Genomic DNA, 13,434 nt, shown 5'->3' with positions numbered 1-13,434 from the left:
GCCTTTACCCGCCTACAAGATCACAAGACAAGCCAAATAGGACTTGACCTGTGCGCATCAGGCAGACCAGCACGGAAAACGGATGGCCGTCTACAGTCAGGCGGTTTCAGCCCTCGGCCGCCCCAGCCCTTCAGGGAAGGTGAGCCCTCCGAGTAGGGCAGGCAGCCGGACCGCGTGCGGCTTGTTGGTGTCGGCCGGAGGCCCCAACGAGCCGCACACGGCCACCCCCTTCATCGTCCTCGCGCAACCTGGTTGGATCGATAGCGATTCTGCAGGAAGTCTGCGACACGGTGGATGTCTCGGGGAGTGTTCTGGATGTCGTTCCACTTGCGCACGACGCCATCGCTAAAGACCCATTCGCCCTCGGTCCAGTGGCAGTCGTCAGCAATTACCTTGAGATCAGCGGCGAACTCGTCCGCCTCGATGATGCCGTTGCCGTCGTCGAGGGTGTGGCTGATCGCGTCCATGAGGTAGCCCATGCTGATGATCCCGGCACCGTGCATCAGACGTGACCTGCGAGGAGGCTTGTTCCACGCATCAGGAAAGACCTGCTTCACCGCAGCCCAAAAGTTGCAGAGCAGGGTGAACATCTCGCCGGTGTACGGCAGCGCTTCGTCGTTTCGGAATCGATAAAGGGCTCCGTCGGACAGGCTGTTCTCTAGCATCCGCAATACCGAGTTGTCTTTGATGTGGCCGCCTGGGTTGGTGGGCATCTGGATCATCCGGTAGAGCGGGGACCGCAGCTCATCGAAGTTGAGCTTTTCGAGCAGGGTGGCAGGCAGTTGGCGGACCCGCAACGGGGTGGGCAGCGCACCGGAGGCGCCTGGCAGCAACTCGTGGATGAGGCCCTTGGGGAGTGCCTTGGTGGAGTTGACCAGGATGAACTGGGAGCGCTGGTCGGCGGTGTCGTTGGCGATAAAGGCGCTAATGCTCACTGGGAACGCGTCGATGTTGGCGTCGCGGATGGCGGCGCAGCGCTGTTGGCCGTCGACGATGAACCCTGGCCGGTTGTGTTCCGGTCCGTCGATGAGCGGGATTACCAGACTTCCCGTCTCCACGTAGCTGGGGCCAGCGGCGGTGGCGGGGTTTGGTTCGAAGCGCACGCGCTCGTCGAAGGCGATGACGATGGCGTTGGGCAACAGCGGGCTGTCGTCGGTTTCGATGTACCGGCGAATAGCCGCCACGTGGGCGAGAACTTCGGGTCGCTGGTAGCCGTGCAGTTCGGTCGTCTCGTCGCGTCGAATGCGCGAGACGGTGGCGATCTGCGGGACGAGTTTACCGTCCATCGCGAAGGTGTAGAGGCTGCGTCCGCGACCTTGCTGGATCTTCAGCGCGGGCAGCCGGAGTTCGAGGGTGGTGCCTGCGGAGAGGTCACGTCGGGTCGTGGTCACGCGGGAGTCCTTTCTCGTTGTGCGCGCAGCCGCTGTTCGAACACATACAGGTTGTGGAAGCCGCGCCGCTTGTTGCGTTCGGTGCCTCTGAAGATCACGACTTCGATGCCGATCGCCTTGCACAGGTCACAGGGACAGTCTCGCCAGGGCTGGTCTGCCAAGGTCACACGGTACTGCGCGCTACGGTCGGACTTGCCGTCCCACACGGCGCTGTAGTCGAGAAGTGCCTGAACGACCGGGTCGACGTCGACCTCGTCGGCGTCGTACTGGCGGAGCCGGGTCAATGCGGTGCGTTCCAGGGCGAGTGCCTGGGCTTGGCTGATCTCGCCGGAGCGGATGCGGGCCTTGAGCTTGGGGTTACCGTCGACTTGGGGTACGCGCAAGGCGACGTAGGTGCCGGTGGGTGTGTAGTAGTTGTCGCGGTCGTCCTTGAATGCTTGACGAAACGGTGAGGTGCTGTCGAAGCTGGTGACGCCATGGGTGGCGAAGGTGGGGACGTCGTCGCACCGGCTGATGCCCAGCAGGTGCAGTTGCGTGGTGGGCTCACGGACCTGGTCGATCGCGGCGAGGCAGGCGAGGATCTCCTGGGTCTTGAGAGGGACCATGCCCCCGAGCGCGATGCGTTGGTACCCGATGCGTTGTAGTGCGACGACGGCGTCGGCGTAGGACTGCGGGCTCCAACCTTGGGCCACGCCGAGGGGGGTGAAGCAAACTCGGCGGGCCTTGCAGCGCTGCCAGAAGTCCGCAGCCAGAGCAAGGGTGATCTCCTGGCGACGTACCCACTCGGCGGCGCGCTCGTCGTCGCGGGCTGTCTTGGGCTCGTATTGAAAGATGACGTGGTCTACGGCGATGCCGTAGTGGAATCCGCAGCCGTCATAGAAGTCGATGACCTCGTCGACACTGTAGGGCGGGTACTCCTCAGCGACGTAGGAAAACGCTCCACAGTCGCCCATGATCTTCAGTGGTGTGTGGCCGCGGTCGAGGCGGAAGAAGCGTCGGGCGCCCTCGCGGTAAAGGCGGTGGCGTTGCGCGGCTGTGTACTTGCCGGTTCCTCCGCCGGCCTTGCCGTCGACGATGGCCTTGGAGACCAGCAGCCCGTCGAAGGGGGCTTGGGTGAGTACCTCGTGGGCGTACAGGTCGTCGCGTTGCCGGACGCGGAACGGGTCGCGTTCTTCGGTGACGAAGTCGAAGCCCGGGTCGACCTGGTCCTGGCTGTCAGGGAAGAAGAACCTCACGACAGTTCTGCCCGGGTGTTGTGGTAGAGGCGGATGAGGTAGTTGGACAGTTCCTGGATATGCCGGTGCATGTTTTCAATCTCGTTCCAGCGCAGGCCTAGGTCGTCCCAGACGCCAGCGGTCCAATGACAGTGCGGTGCGATGAGGGCAAGGTGTTGGCGGATGGTCTCCGGTGCGTTGGAGCTGCGGGGATCGACGGCACCTAGGATGCGGTCCATCAGCCGGCCCATCGCGCGGATCCCGGCACCGTGCATGAGGCGGCTCTTGGTAGCCGGCAGTCCCCAGGCGTCGGGGAAGGTGTCGCGCACCGCAGCCCAGTAGACGTACAAGGCCTGCAGGATCGCTTCGTAGTCGGTCTCGTTGCGGCTGACGTCGCGGTACGGAAACAGGCAGCCTGACGATGAGGTCAGGCTCTCATTGAGCATGTTCACCACCACGGTGTCGGTGATCACCGCGTGTGGTGTCTGTTCCCGGCTCGTGGAGGCTCGTTTGATCAGCCCGTACATGGGCGAGTTCGGATCGGTGTTGAGGACGTCACACAGCGCGGCGGGCGCCTTGCGGATCGCCAGACGAGGGGGCAGTGGGCTGTCGACCTCGGGCAGCAGTTCGGTGACGAGCCCGCGCGGCAAGGGTCGGGTGTTGTTGACCCGCAGAAACTGGTCGCGCTGGAGGGTGACACTGTCGGCGACGAAGGCAGTGACGGGAACCGGAAAGCCGCGGCGTTGGGCCCGCGCCAGGGCGAGGGCCCGCTGCTGGCCGTCAACTATCCAAGCTGGCCTCGGCTTGCCCTTTGCCGGTAATGGAATGGTCAGCTTGCCGGAGGTGGCCAGACCGTCGCCGACGCTGGGGCCGCGGCTGGACTCGAACTTCGCGCGGGAGGACAGCGCGAGGATAATCGGGTTCGGGAACAGCGCGCCGTCGGTGTTGAGATAGTCGATGATCTCCTCGACGTGCCGGCGTACCTCGGGGCGCTGGTAGCCGATGAGGTTGCCGGCCTCGTCGCGACTCACTCGAGAGATGTCGGCGATTTGCAGGACCTCGTCGGCGCGCAATGCGAACATGAAGAAGGGGTAGGTGCTGCTCTGGTCGATCCGCAGCGCCCGGCGGACAAGGTTCTTGACGGAGGGGGCGGCGGGCATCAGCGCCTCACCTGGGCCGCGACGTCGGCGAACAGGGTGCGGAATCGGGACTGTTCGCAGGACTGCCCGGACTGACGTAATTGGCGCAGCAGGCTGGTCGCGGTGGTGGGCCCGTTGGCCAGGTGGCGCCGGATAAGGTCGCGCAGGGCTTCGTCGCTGAGCTTCTGCCCGGTGGGTCGCCGGCTGGGGTCAGGCGGCGCGGTGGTGGTGGCTTGTTCGGCGAGTTTGCGCAGGTTGGCGTGAGACAGGTCGTCGGCTGCTGCGGTGAGCAGGTGGGCGGCGGCGCGAACATTGAGCGCTTGCAGGCTGCCGCCGACCACTGGCCGAAGTGCGGCGGTAACCGGCACGATGAGGTCGTCGATGTCCGGGCACCGCCCGGGCGGGCCGATGATGGCCAACTGTTCGCGGTCGGCCAGGCAGTCTGCGGCTTGGCGTAGGTCGTCGGCGCAGGCGCGTAGGTACGCCTCGGACAGCACGGCGATGACGACCGCGTGGGGATTCTGGCGAGCCAGCGTTGTGAAGGAGCGAGGGGCATGGGTGTCAGGGCCGCTCCATCGGTTAAGTCTGCTCCACCAGTCGCGCATGGCGGCCGACGAGGAGCCGGCCGCGTCGGCCTCCCCCGCGGTGAAGGTGGCCGCGTAGGGCGCGACCGGCGTGTCGGCTGCGATCAGCCCGTAGCCAGCGGAGCACACCCACAGTTTCGTAGCCCGCGGCAGCGTGGCGGGAAGGCTGCGGGCAACCTGCCAGTGTTCGCCGGCGTACAGGTCCAAGGCGGCAACTCGGTCAGCATCGAAGGTGGACAGCCGGGAGGCCCAGGTGGCGAAACGTTGCCCTGGCCGCTGTTCGTGCAGACTGCCGAGCCGCAGGTGATCGGGCACAACGCGGGTCTTGCGGTTGGCGCAGGTGACCACGAGGTGCACGGGACGGTCGGCCATGCCGGATCTCGACCTCACGCGTCGCCGCCAGTCGTGGAGTCGGTCCACTCGAGCCGCGCGTAGGCGGCATGGTTGTGGATGCTTTCGTCGTTGACCACGCGCACCCGGAATCGGTTCACACGAGGGTCATCGCGCAACGCCAGGGCAACGTGGCGGGTCATGTCTTCGACGAAGACCGGATTGTCGTAGCCGGCCATGGTGACGTGACGCTCGTCCGGCCGTTTGAGCAGCGCGTAGACCGGTGAGGATGCCGAAGCCTCGGCGACATCGATGAGGTCGTCGAACCATAGGTCTCCCGGGCCCACCGGGTGGACTTCGATGGTGACGTAGCCGCGTTGGTTGTGCGCCCCTCGATCACTGATGGCCTTGCTGCACGGACACACGCTTGTTACGGGCACGCGGGCCTGCAATGTAAGGACCGGATTGGCTGTGCTCACGCTGGCGGTCAATGCGCACTGGTACTCGCTGAAGGACCGCGCGCCGGTGACCGGGGCCTGCCGCTCTAAGAAGTAAGCGAAGGTGAGATGGACGCGGGCGTTGCTGCTGCCCATGCGCATACGGAGGTCTTCCACCAGGCGCAGCGCACTGTCCGACGCGACCTCGTCGCGCCAGGTGTGCAGCACTTCCACGAAGCGGCTCAGGTGGGCGCCTTTGACCTCGGCGTCGAGGCTGACCGACATGTCGATGGTGGCGACGGTTTCGCGTTTAGCCCCCTGGCCGTCAGCGATCAGCAGCGGGTAGCGCAGCCCTTCGATGCCGACCTCATCGAGGGAAACCCCCCGCTGGTCGGGCAGCGCCTGCACGTCGGGAAGCATCACCGCTCTCCTCGATAGATGCAGCCGGAGGTGCACGTCTCCCTGACCATGACAGTCGACAGGGGAAGTCGGTCGATTAGTCGGTCCCAGATCCAGCGGGCCAGTACTTCGCTGGTCGGATTCTCCAGGCCGGGAACCTCGTTCAGGTAGTAGTGGTCAAGTTGGTCGAGGAGCGGTTGGAACGCCTTCTTGAGCTCGCCGAAGTCCATGACCCAGCCCGCTTCGGGGTCGACGTCGCCGTGGACATGGACCTGAACCCGGTAGGAATGGCCGTGTAGGCGGGCGCACTTGTGCCCAACTGGCACGTTCGGCAGCCGGTGCGCGGCTTCGAAGGTGAACTCCCGGAAGATTTCCATCAGGCAATTCCTAGGTATTTGTGTGTCTGCAGACTCAGCTGCCACTGCGGATGGTCGAGGCAATACCGCACCGCAGCCTCGGTGTTGGCCGCCTTGTCGGGGCCATCCATGGGCTGCAGCAGGAAGTGCTCGAAGGCGAGGTCTTCGAACAGTTGCGGCTCAGCGCCGACCTGTGGGTAGACCAGCTTGAGGTCATGGCCCTGGGTGAGCACGAGGTCGGCGCCCGCCTTCGGGCTGACGCAGATCCAGTCAAGCCCGGCCGGCGCCAGCCGCGTGCCGTTCGTCTCGACCGCGACCGTAAAGCCCTCGGCGTGGAGGGCCTGCACAGCGGCCTCGTCCAGTTGCAGCAGCGGCTCACCGCCGGTGCAGACGACGTAGGGGCGGCTACGAGGATGGGACTTTCCCTGCCAGGTCTTGGCCACAGCCGCGGCAAGATCAGCCGCAGACCGGAAACGACCCCCACCTGGGCCGTCCGTGCCAACGAAATCGGTGTCGCAGAACCGGCAGATAGCGCGATGCCGGTCCGACTCACGCCCGGTCCACAGGTTGCAACTGGTGAACCGGCAGAACACCGCGGGCCGGCCCGCATGGGTTCCCTCACCCTGCAACGTGTAAAAGATCTCCTTAACGCGGTACACCGACCTCACCCAGCCGTCGGCGCCAGAGCGGGATCTGTGCGGCCGAGTTCCGCGAAGCCGCGACCGCGCAACAGGCAGGAGTCGCAGGTACCGCATGCCCGCCCGCCGACCGGGTCATAGCAACTGTGTGTCCAGGCGTAATCCACGCCCAACTCCAGACCTCGGCGAATCGTCTCGGCCTTGGTCAGCTGGATCAGCGGCGTGTGGATACGCAGTCGTTGGCGCCCCTCCACGCCGGCCTTGGTGGCAAGGTTGGCCATCTGCTCGTAGGCGGCGATGTACTCCGGGCGGCAGTCGGGGTAGCCGCTGTAGTCGAGTGCGCTGACCCCGATAAACACATCCGAGGCATCCAGGGTCTCTGCCCACGCCAGCGCGAAGGACAAGAAAATCGTGTTCCGGGCAGGCACGTAGGTGATCGGAATGTCGCTGCCGAGGTCGTCGGCGCTGTCGTGGTGCGGCACGGCAAGAGCGTCGTCGGTCAGAGCCGAGCCGCCGAAGACCCGCAGGTCGATGTCAGCGACGACGTGCTTCACGGCTCCGAGGTTCGTGGCTACGCGGCTTGCGGCTTCGAGTTCTATCGTGTGCCGCTGGCCGTAGCGGAAGCTGAGTGCGTACGCTTCGTACCCCTCGTGCATCGCCATAGCGAGCACCGTGGCGGAGTCGAGCCCCCCGCTGAGTAGCACCACAGCCCTGCGCTTAGCCGTAGACATATGCCGGCCTCTGCCTCTCCACTCGGATCCAAGAAACTGCACGGTCCTGTATCGAAGCTCGGCCGCAGTTTCGGCAGTCAGCCTACCGAACTATCGGCGACGGTGGAACGCGCCGTAGGCGGTATTTGCCCTATGCCGACAGGGCAGTACGTGTCGGCTACGCAGCGCAACCGGGCATCTCGAATGATGGCTCCCGCTAGTTACGTAGTGAGACATCACTCGATAACTGCGGCACTTGGCTTGCCAGAGTGGCGCACTTTCGTGTACGACGAAGCGCCGAACTCTTCGGGAAACTCGACGCCGCCCGGCGGATCACTATAGTACCTCTGTGCGAACCTGCGGATCCGACGAACTGTCGCCGGGTGGAAGCAGTCTGGAACCACGATGGAGCCCCGCCGTGCCTCCGCAGCAGTGTCATTACGTGGCATCGACCCGCTGCCCGGCCGCAGCCCGACCTTCTGCCCTTCATGTGGGCGTCGGGTGAGGGCGTCGTCCGTTGGGTAACGGGCGTCATCAGCCCGGCATGGGCGATGCTGCCCACGCCCTCCGGCGCAGCGACAGAAACTTGCGGCGTCCACGCTAACCTCCGGGCACTGGTGGGTCGTCTCAGGGTGACGTGAGCAGCATCGCAGCCAGCGTGCGGACGATCGGCGCTCGCTTGCCCCGGGGGGCAAGCAGGGTTAGCAGCCGTGGGGTCGGGTTCCGTCGTTCCGTTGAGCGCAGTCGTCGCCGTTATGCCGAGCCCACCAACTGGCCAATCACCGGCGCTGGCACGCAGCCTGCGTCCCTCCGTCCCGCACGCCCTTTGTTTGTCAGGGTGGCAAGGTCGTCCGCGTGTTCGCCAGGTCTGACAGACCTCGATTGGAGAGTGGGGGCGACGGCGTCGGCCGGGGCGTTCCGGGCGACTTGACCTCCTGCGAGAGGTGAGCGTCGATGGTTCCGGTCGACGCCGGACCCGGCCGCAGCCGCATCGATGCGGCCATCGGCGGCGGCCACGCTGCGCCGTCGACGCGAGGAGACCGACCATGACCGCCGTGAACAGCACCCGCCATCCGCATCGTGACCTCCCGGAGGACGTCACCGACGTGCTGCTGTGGCGGACAGCCGCCAGGGTCATCGCCGCCCACCGGCCCCAGCCGGACCGGCCGACCCGCTGTGTGAGCCTGCTCTGCGCCGGGCAGCACTACCCGTGCCCGCCGGTACGCGCCGCCCACCGCGCCCAGCAGCTCAGCCGCCGACGCGTACCGGCGGCGTCCGGAGCACGTGCGGCGCTGGCACCTCGTGGGGTGGCGGCGGTCGTCGGTTGGTCGAATGGCCGCCCGCCACGCCGGCGGTTCGCCGACTGGCACACCGCTGTCCGGGCCGCGATCAACCCGGGACGGGTGATCGGAGGCTCGGCGGCGGCGGTGATCGGTCGGGTGTCGTCGACCGTGTTGGCGGGTCCGGCTCGGGCCGGTGGCGTGTCGGCCGCTTGATTTCGGCAACATCATCAGGGGGATGGGCTAGGTTTTCCGGCATGGGGTTGCTGGGCGACGCGGTGGTGGTGCTGGACGAGCGAGGCGTGCTGGAGCCGCTGGGCGGGTTGGTCCGGCAGGTGTACCGGCGTGCCGCCGACCGGCACGAGCCCGAACTCGGTGACGACGCGATGAGTTTTGGCACGACCGTGTGGCGCAACCTGACGAACCTGGGCAAGGCCACCTTCGCCGGGATCGACGGTGTGCGGGTCCGGGTGGAGGACAACTCGCTGGAGATCCTGTGCGCCGGCTATGTGGTGCGGCTGTACTCCCTGCAGGGTGGGATCGAGTCGATCCGGTGGGAGGGCAGCGAGGCCCGGCTCGGCGGCGCGGTGGAGAACAGCCGCGACCGGCAGTTGGCGTTCGACGACGAGGAACAGTTCCCCGGCGTCTTCTCCGGTGTCGTGCCGCCGAAGCGCCATGTGCGGGTCGCGCACACCGGGGACATCACGACCGGCGAGGCCACCGCGTACCTCGGGCTGCCCCGCGACAACCGCGACGGCGGCTCGCCGTGGTTCGAGGTGATGCTCTGGTTCGGCGACGCCACCACCGTCGGTACACCGCTGCCGGCGGTCGGTGACCCGGCGGGTGTGCCGGTGCAGCGGCACGACGAACTGGTGATCCCCGAGCTGTCGATCGAGTCGTTGCCGCTCTCCCCGGCCGGTGGCCGTACCGCTGGTGGGTCTGTTGGTCGATGGGCGTGACCGGCGCAGCGAGGCCGCCGGTGCCCGCTGCCGCCGCGGTGGCGGCGTTCGAGCCGCACGCGCTCGGCCTGGCTCGGCGGTGGCGGCGGATGCGCAAGAACGAACTGGCCCGGCAGGTCGGTGTCACTGCGGCGGCGGTCAGCCAGTACGAGCTGGGACAGGCCCGCCCGTCGGCGTCGGTGCTGGCCCGGCTGGCGTTGGCGCTGTCGATGCCGGTCGAGTTCTTCGCCTCCGGCTTCCCGGCGCCTACGACCCCGGGCCACGCGCACTTCCGTAGCCTCCGGACGACCAGCCAGGCCGAGCGTGACCAGGCGGAAGCGTTCGGGGAGGTCGCCTGGCGGGTGGTCGAGGTGATCGGCCGCCGGCTACGGCTGCCCGCGCTGCGGCTGCCACACCTCGACCTGCCCGACCCGACCACACCCGAGGACGTACGCGCCGCCGCAGCCGCGGCACGGGAGGCGTTCGGCCTCGCCGCCGACCCGGTGCCACATGTCGTGCGGCTCCTGGAGGCGTACGGGGTGATCGTGCTCGCCCTACCTGAGGTCTCCGAACGGGTCGACGCCTTCTCCCACTGGTACGGCCAACGACCGTTCGTCTTCCTCAACCCCGCCAAGAACGACAAGGCCCGCTCCCGGATGGACGCCGCACACGAACTCGGACACCTGCTCCTGCACCACGACGCCGAGCCCGGCAGCCAGATCCTGGAACGCGAGGCCACCGCGTTCGCCTCCGAGTTCCTCGCCCCCGGAACGCTCCTGGCCGACGAGCTACCACCCCGCCTCGACTTCGAACGGCTCCACGAGCTCAAACGGCGGTGGGGTATCAGCCTCAAAGCCCTCGTCTACCGGGGCCACGACCTCGGCATCTACCGCGACCACACCTACCGGCGCGGCATGAGCCTGCTCGCCCAGTGGGGCTACCCCGAACCCGGCGACCTCGGCCCCCGCGAACAACCCTCGCTACTCGGCAAAGCCACCGAACTCCTCGACCGTGAACACACCACCGCCGACAGCCTGGCCGCGACAGCCGGCCTCCCCCCAACACTCGTCCACACAGTGATCAACGCCGCCACCGAACACCGACCCGAACTACACCTCACCCTCGGGTGAGCTTGAGTTTCGCCCATGCGGCGGCCAGCAATGCGAACAGTGATCACCGTGGAGTGCCCGGAACGCCTGTCCGATACCGCTGCTCGGCGGTAGGGGCAGACAGTCCGCGCTGACGCTGGGGCATCACTCGCGGGGAAAATGCTGTCGAACGCCTCCTCGTACCACAGGACCACGTTGTGCTTCTGTAGGCGTCCTACGACGCGCGTCAAACCAGCCAGCTGCCGTCCTGCACCAATGGGGCGTCCTCGGTGCGGCTCGCCAGCACCGGGGCCACGGTGGAGATCATGTCCGGGTGGCCGGGACGGCGGGGAAGGTTTGTCGGGTGGTGGGGGTGGCCGGCGGCAGGAACACCGGGGGGCGGCGCGCTGCCGCCGGCCGGAGACCAGCCGTCTCCTGCTGCTCGGGTCCAGGTGGGGCGGCTGGTCAGGTCGTCACCCGGTCACCGGTCGGCGGGTGGTGTGTCGGCGTCGGTGGTGTGGCCTCGGGCCAGGATGAGGACGTAGGAGAACAGGCCCGGCGTGATGCTGTCGCTGGGGACGCAGAGACACCGCGCGCCGAGTTCTGTCCGCGCTGTCCAGCGCTGCCCGACTGATCGTCACGCACCGGGTTCCGAACGCGTCCCTACGGCTTCCCGACGTGGCGGAAGCCCTACGTGACTGGCCGGACGATCAACTCAGCATGCTGCTGTACGACTACGACGCCTACCGCCGTGTTGGCGTCGGCGGAATTGAGCAGGCAGAACGACTCGCCGGGCGTGTACCGAGCGCTCTCACGGCTGCACTACGGCTCGTTGAAGACGGCTCCATGCTGCCATGATCCTCTTCGTTGACGGGATCGACGGCAGTGGTAAGACGACGCTCATCCGGCGCCTCCGCGACGCAATTACTCGCGGAGGCACGTCGGCGTACACCGCTGAGCCGCTCTGGCGGTACCTCGATGCCATCACCGCACCCGAACAGTTCGGCGGGTGGGTAACGAGCAGCGGTGGACTGGACGTTGCCGAGGCACTCATGACCGCTATGGCCCGCCGGGTCGACGACCTCCGGGGACGTGACCCACAGCGACCTGACGTACTTCTTGTTGATCGAGGGCCGAAGACCGTCTACGCCTCCGCCCGCGCGCACGCCGAGCAGCAGCGGGGCAAACTCGCACCCGTCCGAGCGCTTGTCGCCGAGGCTGTCAGAGCACTCCAGGACTCCCAGCCATGCGTAGCGGTCGAACTCAGTACCGGCGCGGCACTGGATGTCGCCCTACCGCGCATCGAGTTGGCTCAGTCTGTGACGCCACGGTATCTGCGTTACCTACACGCTTTCTCTGAGGAGATGGATGCCGAGTCAGACTGGCCAGACCTACCAGCACACCGATTGAGCCCGTCCGCTCCAGTCGACCAGAACTGTCGGGCGACTGTCGAAGCCCTTGGCAGGGCGTTAAGCAAGGATGAGTCCTATGGTCAGGGTCGTGAGCCGCGACGATCTTGATGCTCTTGTAGTCGGTGCTGGCGTGTCCGGGCTGACGACTGCGGTCTGCCTTGTCGAGGCCGGTATACGGGTCGAGGTGTGGGCGGCGGACCCGCCCGAGCGGACCACCTCGTACGCGGCCGGGGCGATGTGGGGTCCGTACCTCGTGGAACCGGTCGACCGGGTGCGTGCGTGGAGCGCTGAGACCCTTGATGTCCTGCGGGATCTCGCCGTCGACCCGTCGACGGGGGTGCGGCTCGTCGACGGTGTCGAGGCGTCTCGCGAGTGGGTCGATCCGCCGGAGTGGGGCGACCAGCTTGACGGGTTCCGGATTTGTGGGGCGGGCGAGCTTCCGGACGGCTTCGTCTCCGGGTGGCGATACATCGCGCCGCTGGTCGACATGCCGGTCTATCTCGGCTACCTGCGACGGCGATTCGAGGCGGCTGGCGGCGTGGTCGAGATTCGGCGGATCGACGCGTTCGACCAGGTCGCTGGTGTCGCTCCTGTTGTCGTCAACTGCGCCGGCCTAGGCGCTCGGCACCTCGTACCCGATCCTGAGCTGGTTCCGATACGCGGACAGCTCGTCGTGGTTAAGAACCCCGGCATCACCGAGTTCTTCTCCGAGGACACGGGGCTCTCACCGGACCTGACGCACCTCTACCCCCACGGCGAGACAGTCGTCGTCGGCGGGACCGCGCTGCCCGGCGACTGGAGCAGAGAACCCGATCCGGACACCGCTGCGGCGATCATCACCCGCTGCGCCGAGATCGAGCCACGTTTTCGGGACGCCCGGGTCATCGCCCACCGGGTCGGTCTGCGCCCCACACGGCCGTGCGTCCGTGTCGAGCAGGAACGACTCGACGGCATCCGTGTGATCCACAACTACGGCCACGGCGGGGCAGGACTCACGCTGTCCTGGGGCTGCGCTTCAGAGGCGGCGGCACGAGCGGTGCGCCCGCGATGAGGCCGACATGCGGATGGCTGACGAACGGATGTTCGGCGACTCCCAGCCGGCCACGATCAGCTCGCAACCGAGATGTGGGGCATGCCTCCAGCGGCGAGCCCGATTGCACGACTGCCCGCGAAGATCAGCCGCGAGCGGCAGACCACCAACCGGTAGATGATCTTTGGTGATGTGCGCGGTGTGTGCTCCGCAGCCGGTGACCGTAGGTGAACGGCGTCGCGCGACCGTGGCCGCCGATGACGGACGGCCCGGTCGGCCCGGCGACGTGCGGTCGGTGTGTGATCCGCTGGTGGCGATGCCAGCGCTGATCACCCCGGGAGCTTCCTGCGGTACGCTGACAGCCGCCGCCGAGCGGCGTTGATCGTCCGGCCCTCGTAGCTCAGGGGATAGAGCATCGGTTTCCTAAACCGTGTGTCGCAGGTTCGAATCCTGCCGGGGGCACCTCGAAGATCAGCCCAAACGCCTTC

Annotated in this window: 14 protein-coding genes and 1 tRNA gene; 7 read left to right on the top strand and 8 right to left on the bottom strand. The window is 66.9% G+C overall.

Going from position 1 to position 13,434, the window contains the following annotated elements:
• Window positions 1-230: 230 nt before the first annotated feature.
• Genes dbpB (ACFYTT_RS08275) through queC form a run of 8 tightly spaced genes read right to left on the bottom strand, consistent with a single transcriptional unit; the run spans window position 231 to window position 7,219 of the window.
• A complete protein-coding gene (gene dbpB / locus ACFYTT_RS08275) occupies window positions 231-1,391 on the bottom strand; it encodes a DGQHR domain-containing protein DpdB (RefSeq protein WP_387258150.1) in 1,161 nt (386 codons plus the stop codon).
• Window positions 1,388-2,626 carry a tRNA-guanine transglycosylase DpdA gene (gene dpdA / locus ACFYTT_RS08270; protein WP_387258148.1) on the bottom strand — a complete coding sequence of 413 codons (1,239 nt, stop codon included), beginning with the start codon at window positions 2,624-2,626 and terminating at the stop codon, window positions 1,388-1,390. Before dpdA ends, dbpB (ACFYTT_RS08275) begins: the two co-directional genes overlap by 4 nt.
• Window positions 2,623-3,765 carry a DGQHR domain-containing protein DpdB gene (gene dbpB, locus ACFYTT_RS08265; RefSeq protein WP_387258147.1) on the bottom strand — a complete coding sequence of 381 codons (1,143 nt, stop codon included), beginning with the start codon at window positions 3,763-3,765 and terminating at the stop codon, window positions 2,623-2,625. The genes dpdA and dbpB (ACFYTT_RS08265) overlap by 4 nt, the downstream gene beginning before the upstream one ends.
• On the bottom strand, window positions 3,765-4,700 hold the full coding sequence (locus ACFYTT_RS08260; protein ID WP_387258145.1) for a hypothetical protein: 936 nt from the start codon (window positions 4,698-4,700) through the stop codon (window positions 3,765-3,767). Before ACFYTT_RS08260 ends, dbpB (ACFYTT_RS08265) begins: the two co-directional genes overlap by 1 nt.
• Window positions 4,701-4,714: 14 nt before the next feature.
• A complete protein-coding gene (gene folE2, locus ACFYTT_RS08255) occupies window positions 4,715-5,515 on the bottom strand; it encodes a GTP cyclohydrolase FolE2 (protein WP_387258144.1) in 801 nt (266 codons plus the stop codon).
• Window positions 5,515-5,871, bottom strand: a complete 357-nt coding sequence (queD, locus tag ACFYTT_RS08250) for a 6-carboxytetrahydropterin synthase QueD (RefSeq protein WP_387258142.1) — start codon at window positions 5,869-5,871, stop codon at window positions 5,515-5,517. Before queD ends, folE2 begins: the two co-directional genes overlap by 1 nt.
• Entirely contained in the window at window positions 5,871-6,509 is a 639-nt protein-coding gene (gene queE / locus ACFYTT_RS08245) for a 7-carboxy-7-deazaguanine synthase (protein WP_387258140.1), read from the bottom strand. The genes queD and queE overlap by 1 nt, the downstream gene beginning before the upstream one ends.
• A 5-nt stretch (window positions 6,510-6,514) precedes the next feature.
• Window positions 6,515-7,219 (bottom strand): 7-cyano-7-deazaguanine synthase QueC, encoded by a 705-nt coding sequence (queC, locus tag ACFYTT_RS08240; RefSeq protein ID WP_387258138.1) that lies wholly within the window; start codon window positions 7,217-7,219, stop codon window positions 6,515-6,517.
• Window positions 7,220-8,244: 1,025 nt separating this feature from the next.
• On the opposite strand from queC, the gene ACFYTT_RS08235 reads away from it, so the two are divergent.
• The 7 genes from ACFYTT_RS08235 (at window position 8,245) to ACFYTT_RS08205 (ending at window position 13,408) form a co-directional block, all read left to right on the top strand.
• On the top strand, window positions 8,245-8,694 hold the full coding sequence (locus tag ACFYTT_RS08235; protein ID WP_387258136.1) for a hypothetical protein: 450 nt from the start codon (window positions 8,245-8,247) through the stop codon (window positions 8,692-8,694).
• A gap of 41 nt (window positions 8,695-8,735) precedes the next feature.
• The gene (locus tag ACFYTT_RS08230; RefSeq protein ID WP_387258134.1) at window positions 8,736-9,437 is read left to right on the top strand and encodes a hypothetical protein; all 702 of its coding nucleotides are present in this window, start codon (window positions 8,736-8,738) and stop codon (window positions 9,435-9,437) included.
• Between the two features lie 20 nt (window positions 9,438-9,457).
• On the top strand, window positions 9,458-10,546 hold the full coding sequence (locus ACFYTT_RS08225) for a helix-turn-helix domain-containing protein (RefSeq protein WP_387258133.1): 1,089 nt from the start codon (window positions 9,458-9,460) through the stop codon (window positions 10,544-10,546).
• A 678-nt stretch (window positions 10,547-11,224) separates the two neighbouring features.
• Window positions 11,225-11,362, top strand: a complete 138-nt coding sequence (locus ACFYTT_RS08220; protein ID WP_387258131.1) for a hypothetical protein — start codon at window positions 11,225-11,227, stop codon at window positions 11,360-11,362.
• The gene (locus ACFYTT_RS08215; protein WP_387258129.1) at window positions 11,359-12,024 is read left to right on the top strand and encodes a hypothetical protein; all 666 of its coding nucleotides are present in this window, start codon (window positions 11,359-11,361) and stop codon (window positions 12,022-12,024) included. The genes ACFYTT_RS08220 and ACFYTT_RS08215 overlap by 4 nt, the downstream gene beginning before the upstream one ends.
• Window positions 12,005-12,967, top strand: coding sequence for an FAD-dependent oxidoreductase (locus ACFYTT_RS08210; RefSeq protein ID WP_387258127.1), 963 nt, complete (start codon window positions 12,005-12,007; stop codon window positions 12,965-12,967). The genes ACFYTT_RS08215 and ACFYTT_RS08210 overlap by 20 nt, the downstream gene beginning before the upstream one ends.
• A gap of 368 nt (window positions 12,968-13,335) precedes the next feature.
• Window positions 13,336-13,408, top strand: a tRNA-Arg gene (locus ACFYTT_RS08205).
• Window positions 13,409-13,434: the final 26 nt, after the last annotated feature.

This window comes from Micromonospora sp. NPDC003816, from assembly GCF_042874705.1.
Classification (GTDB): domain Bacteria; phylum Actinomycetota; class Actinomycetes; order Mycobacteriales; family Micromonosporaceae; genus Micromonospora.
The sequence above is the reverse complement of the archived record's forward strand: the minus strand, read 5'-3'. Positions and strand labels throughout refer to the sequence as shown.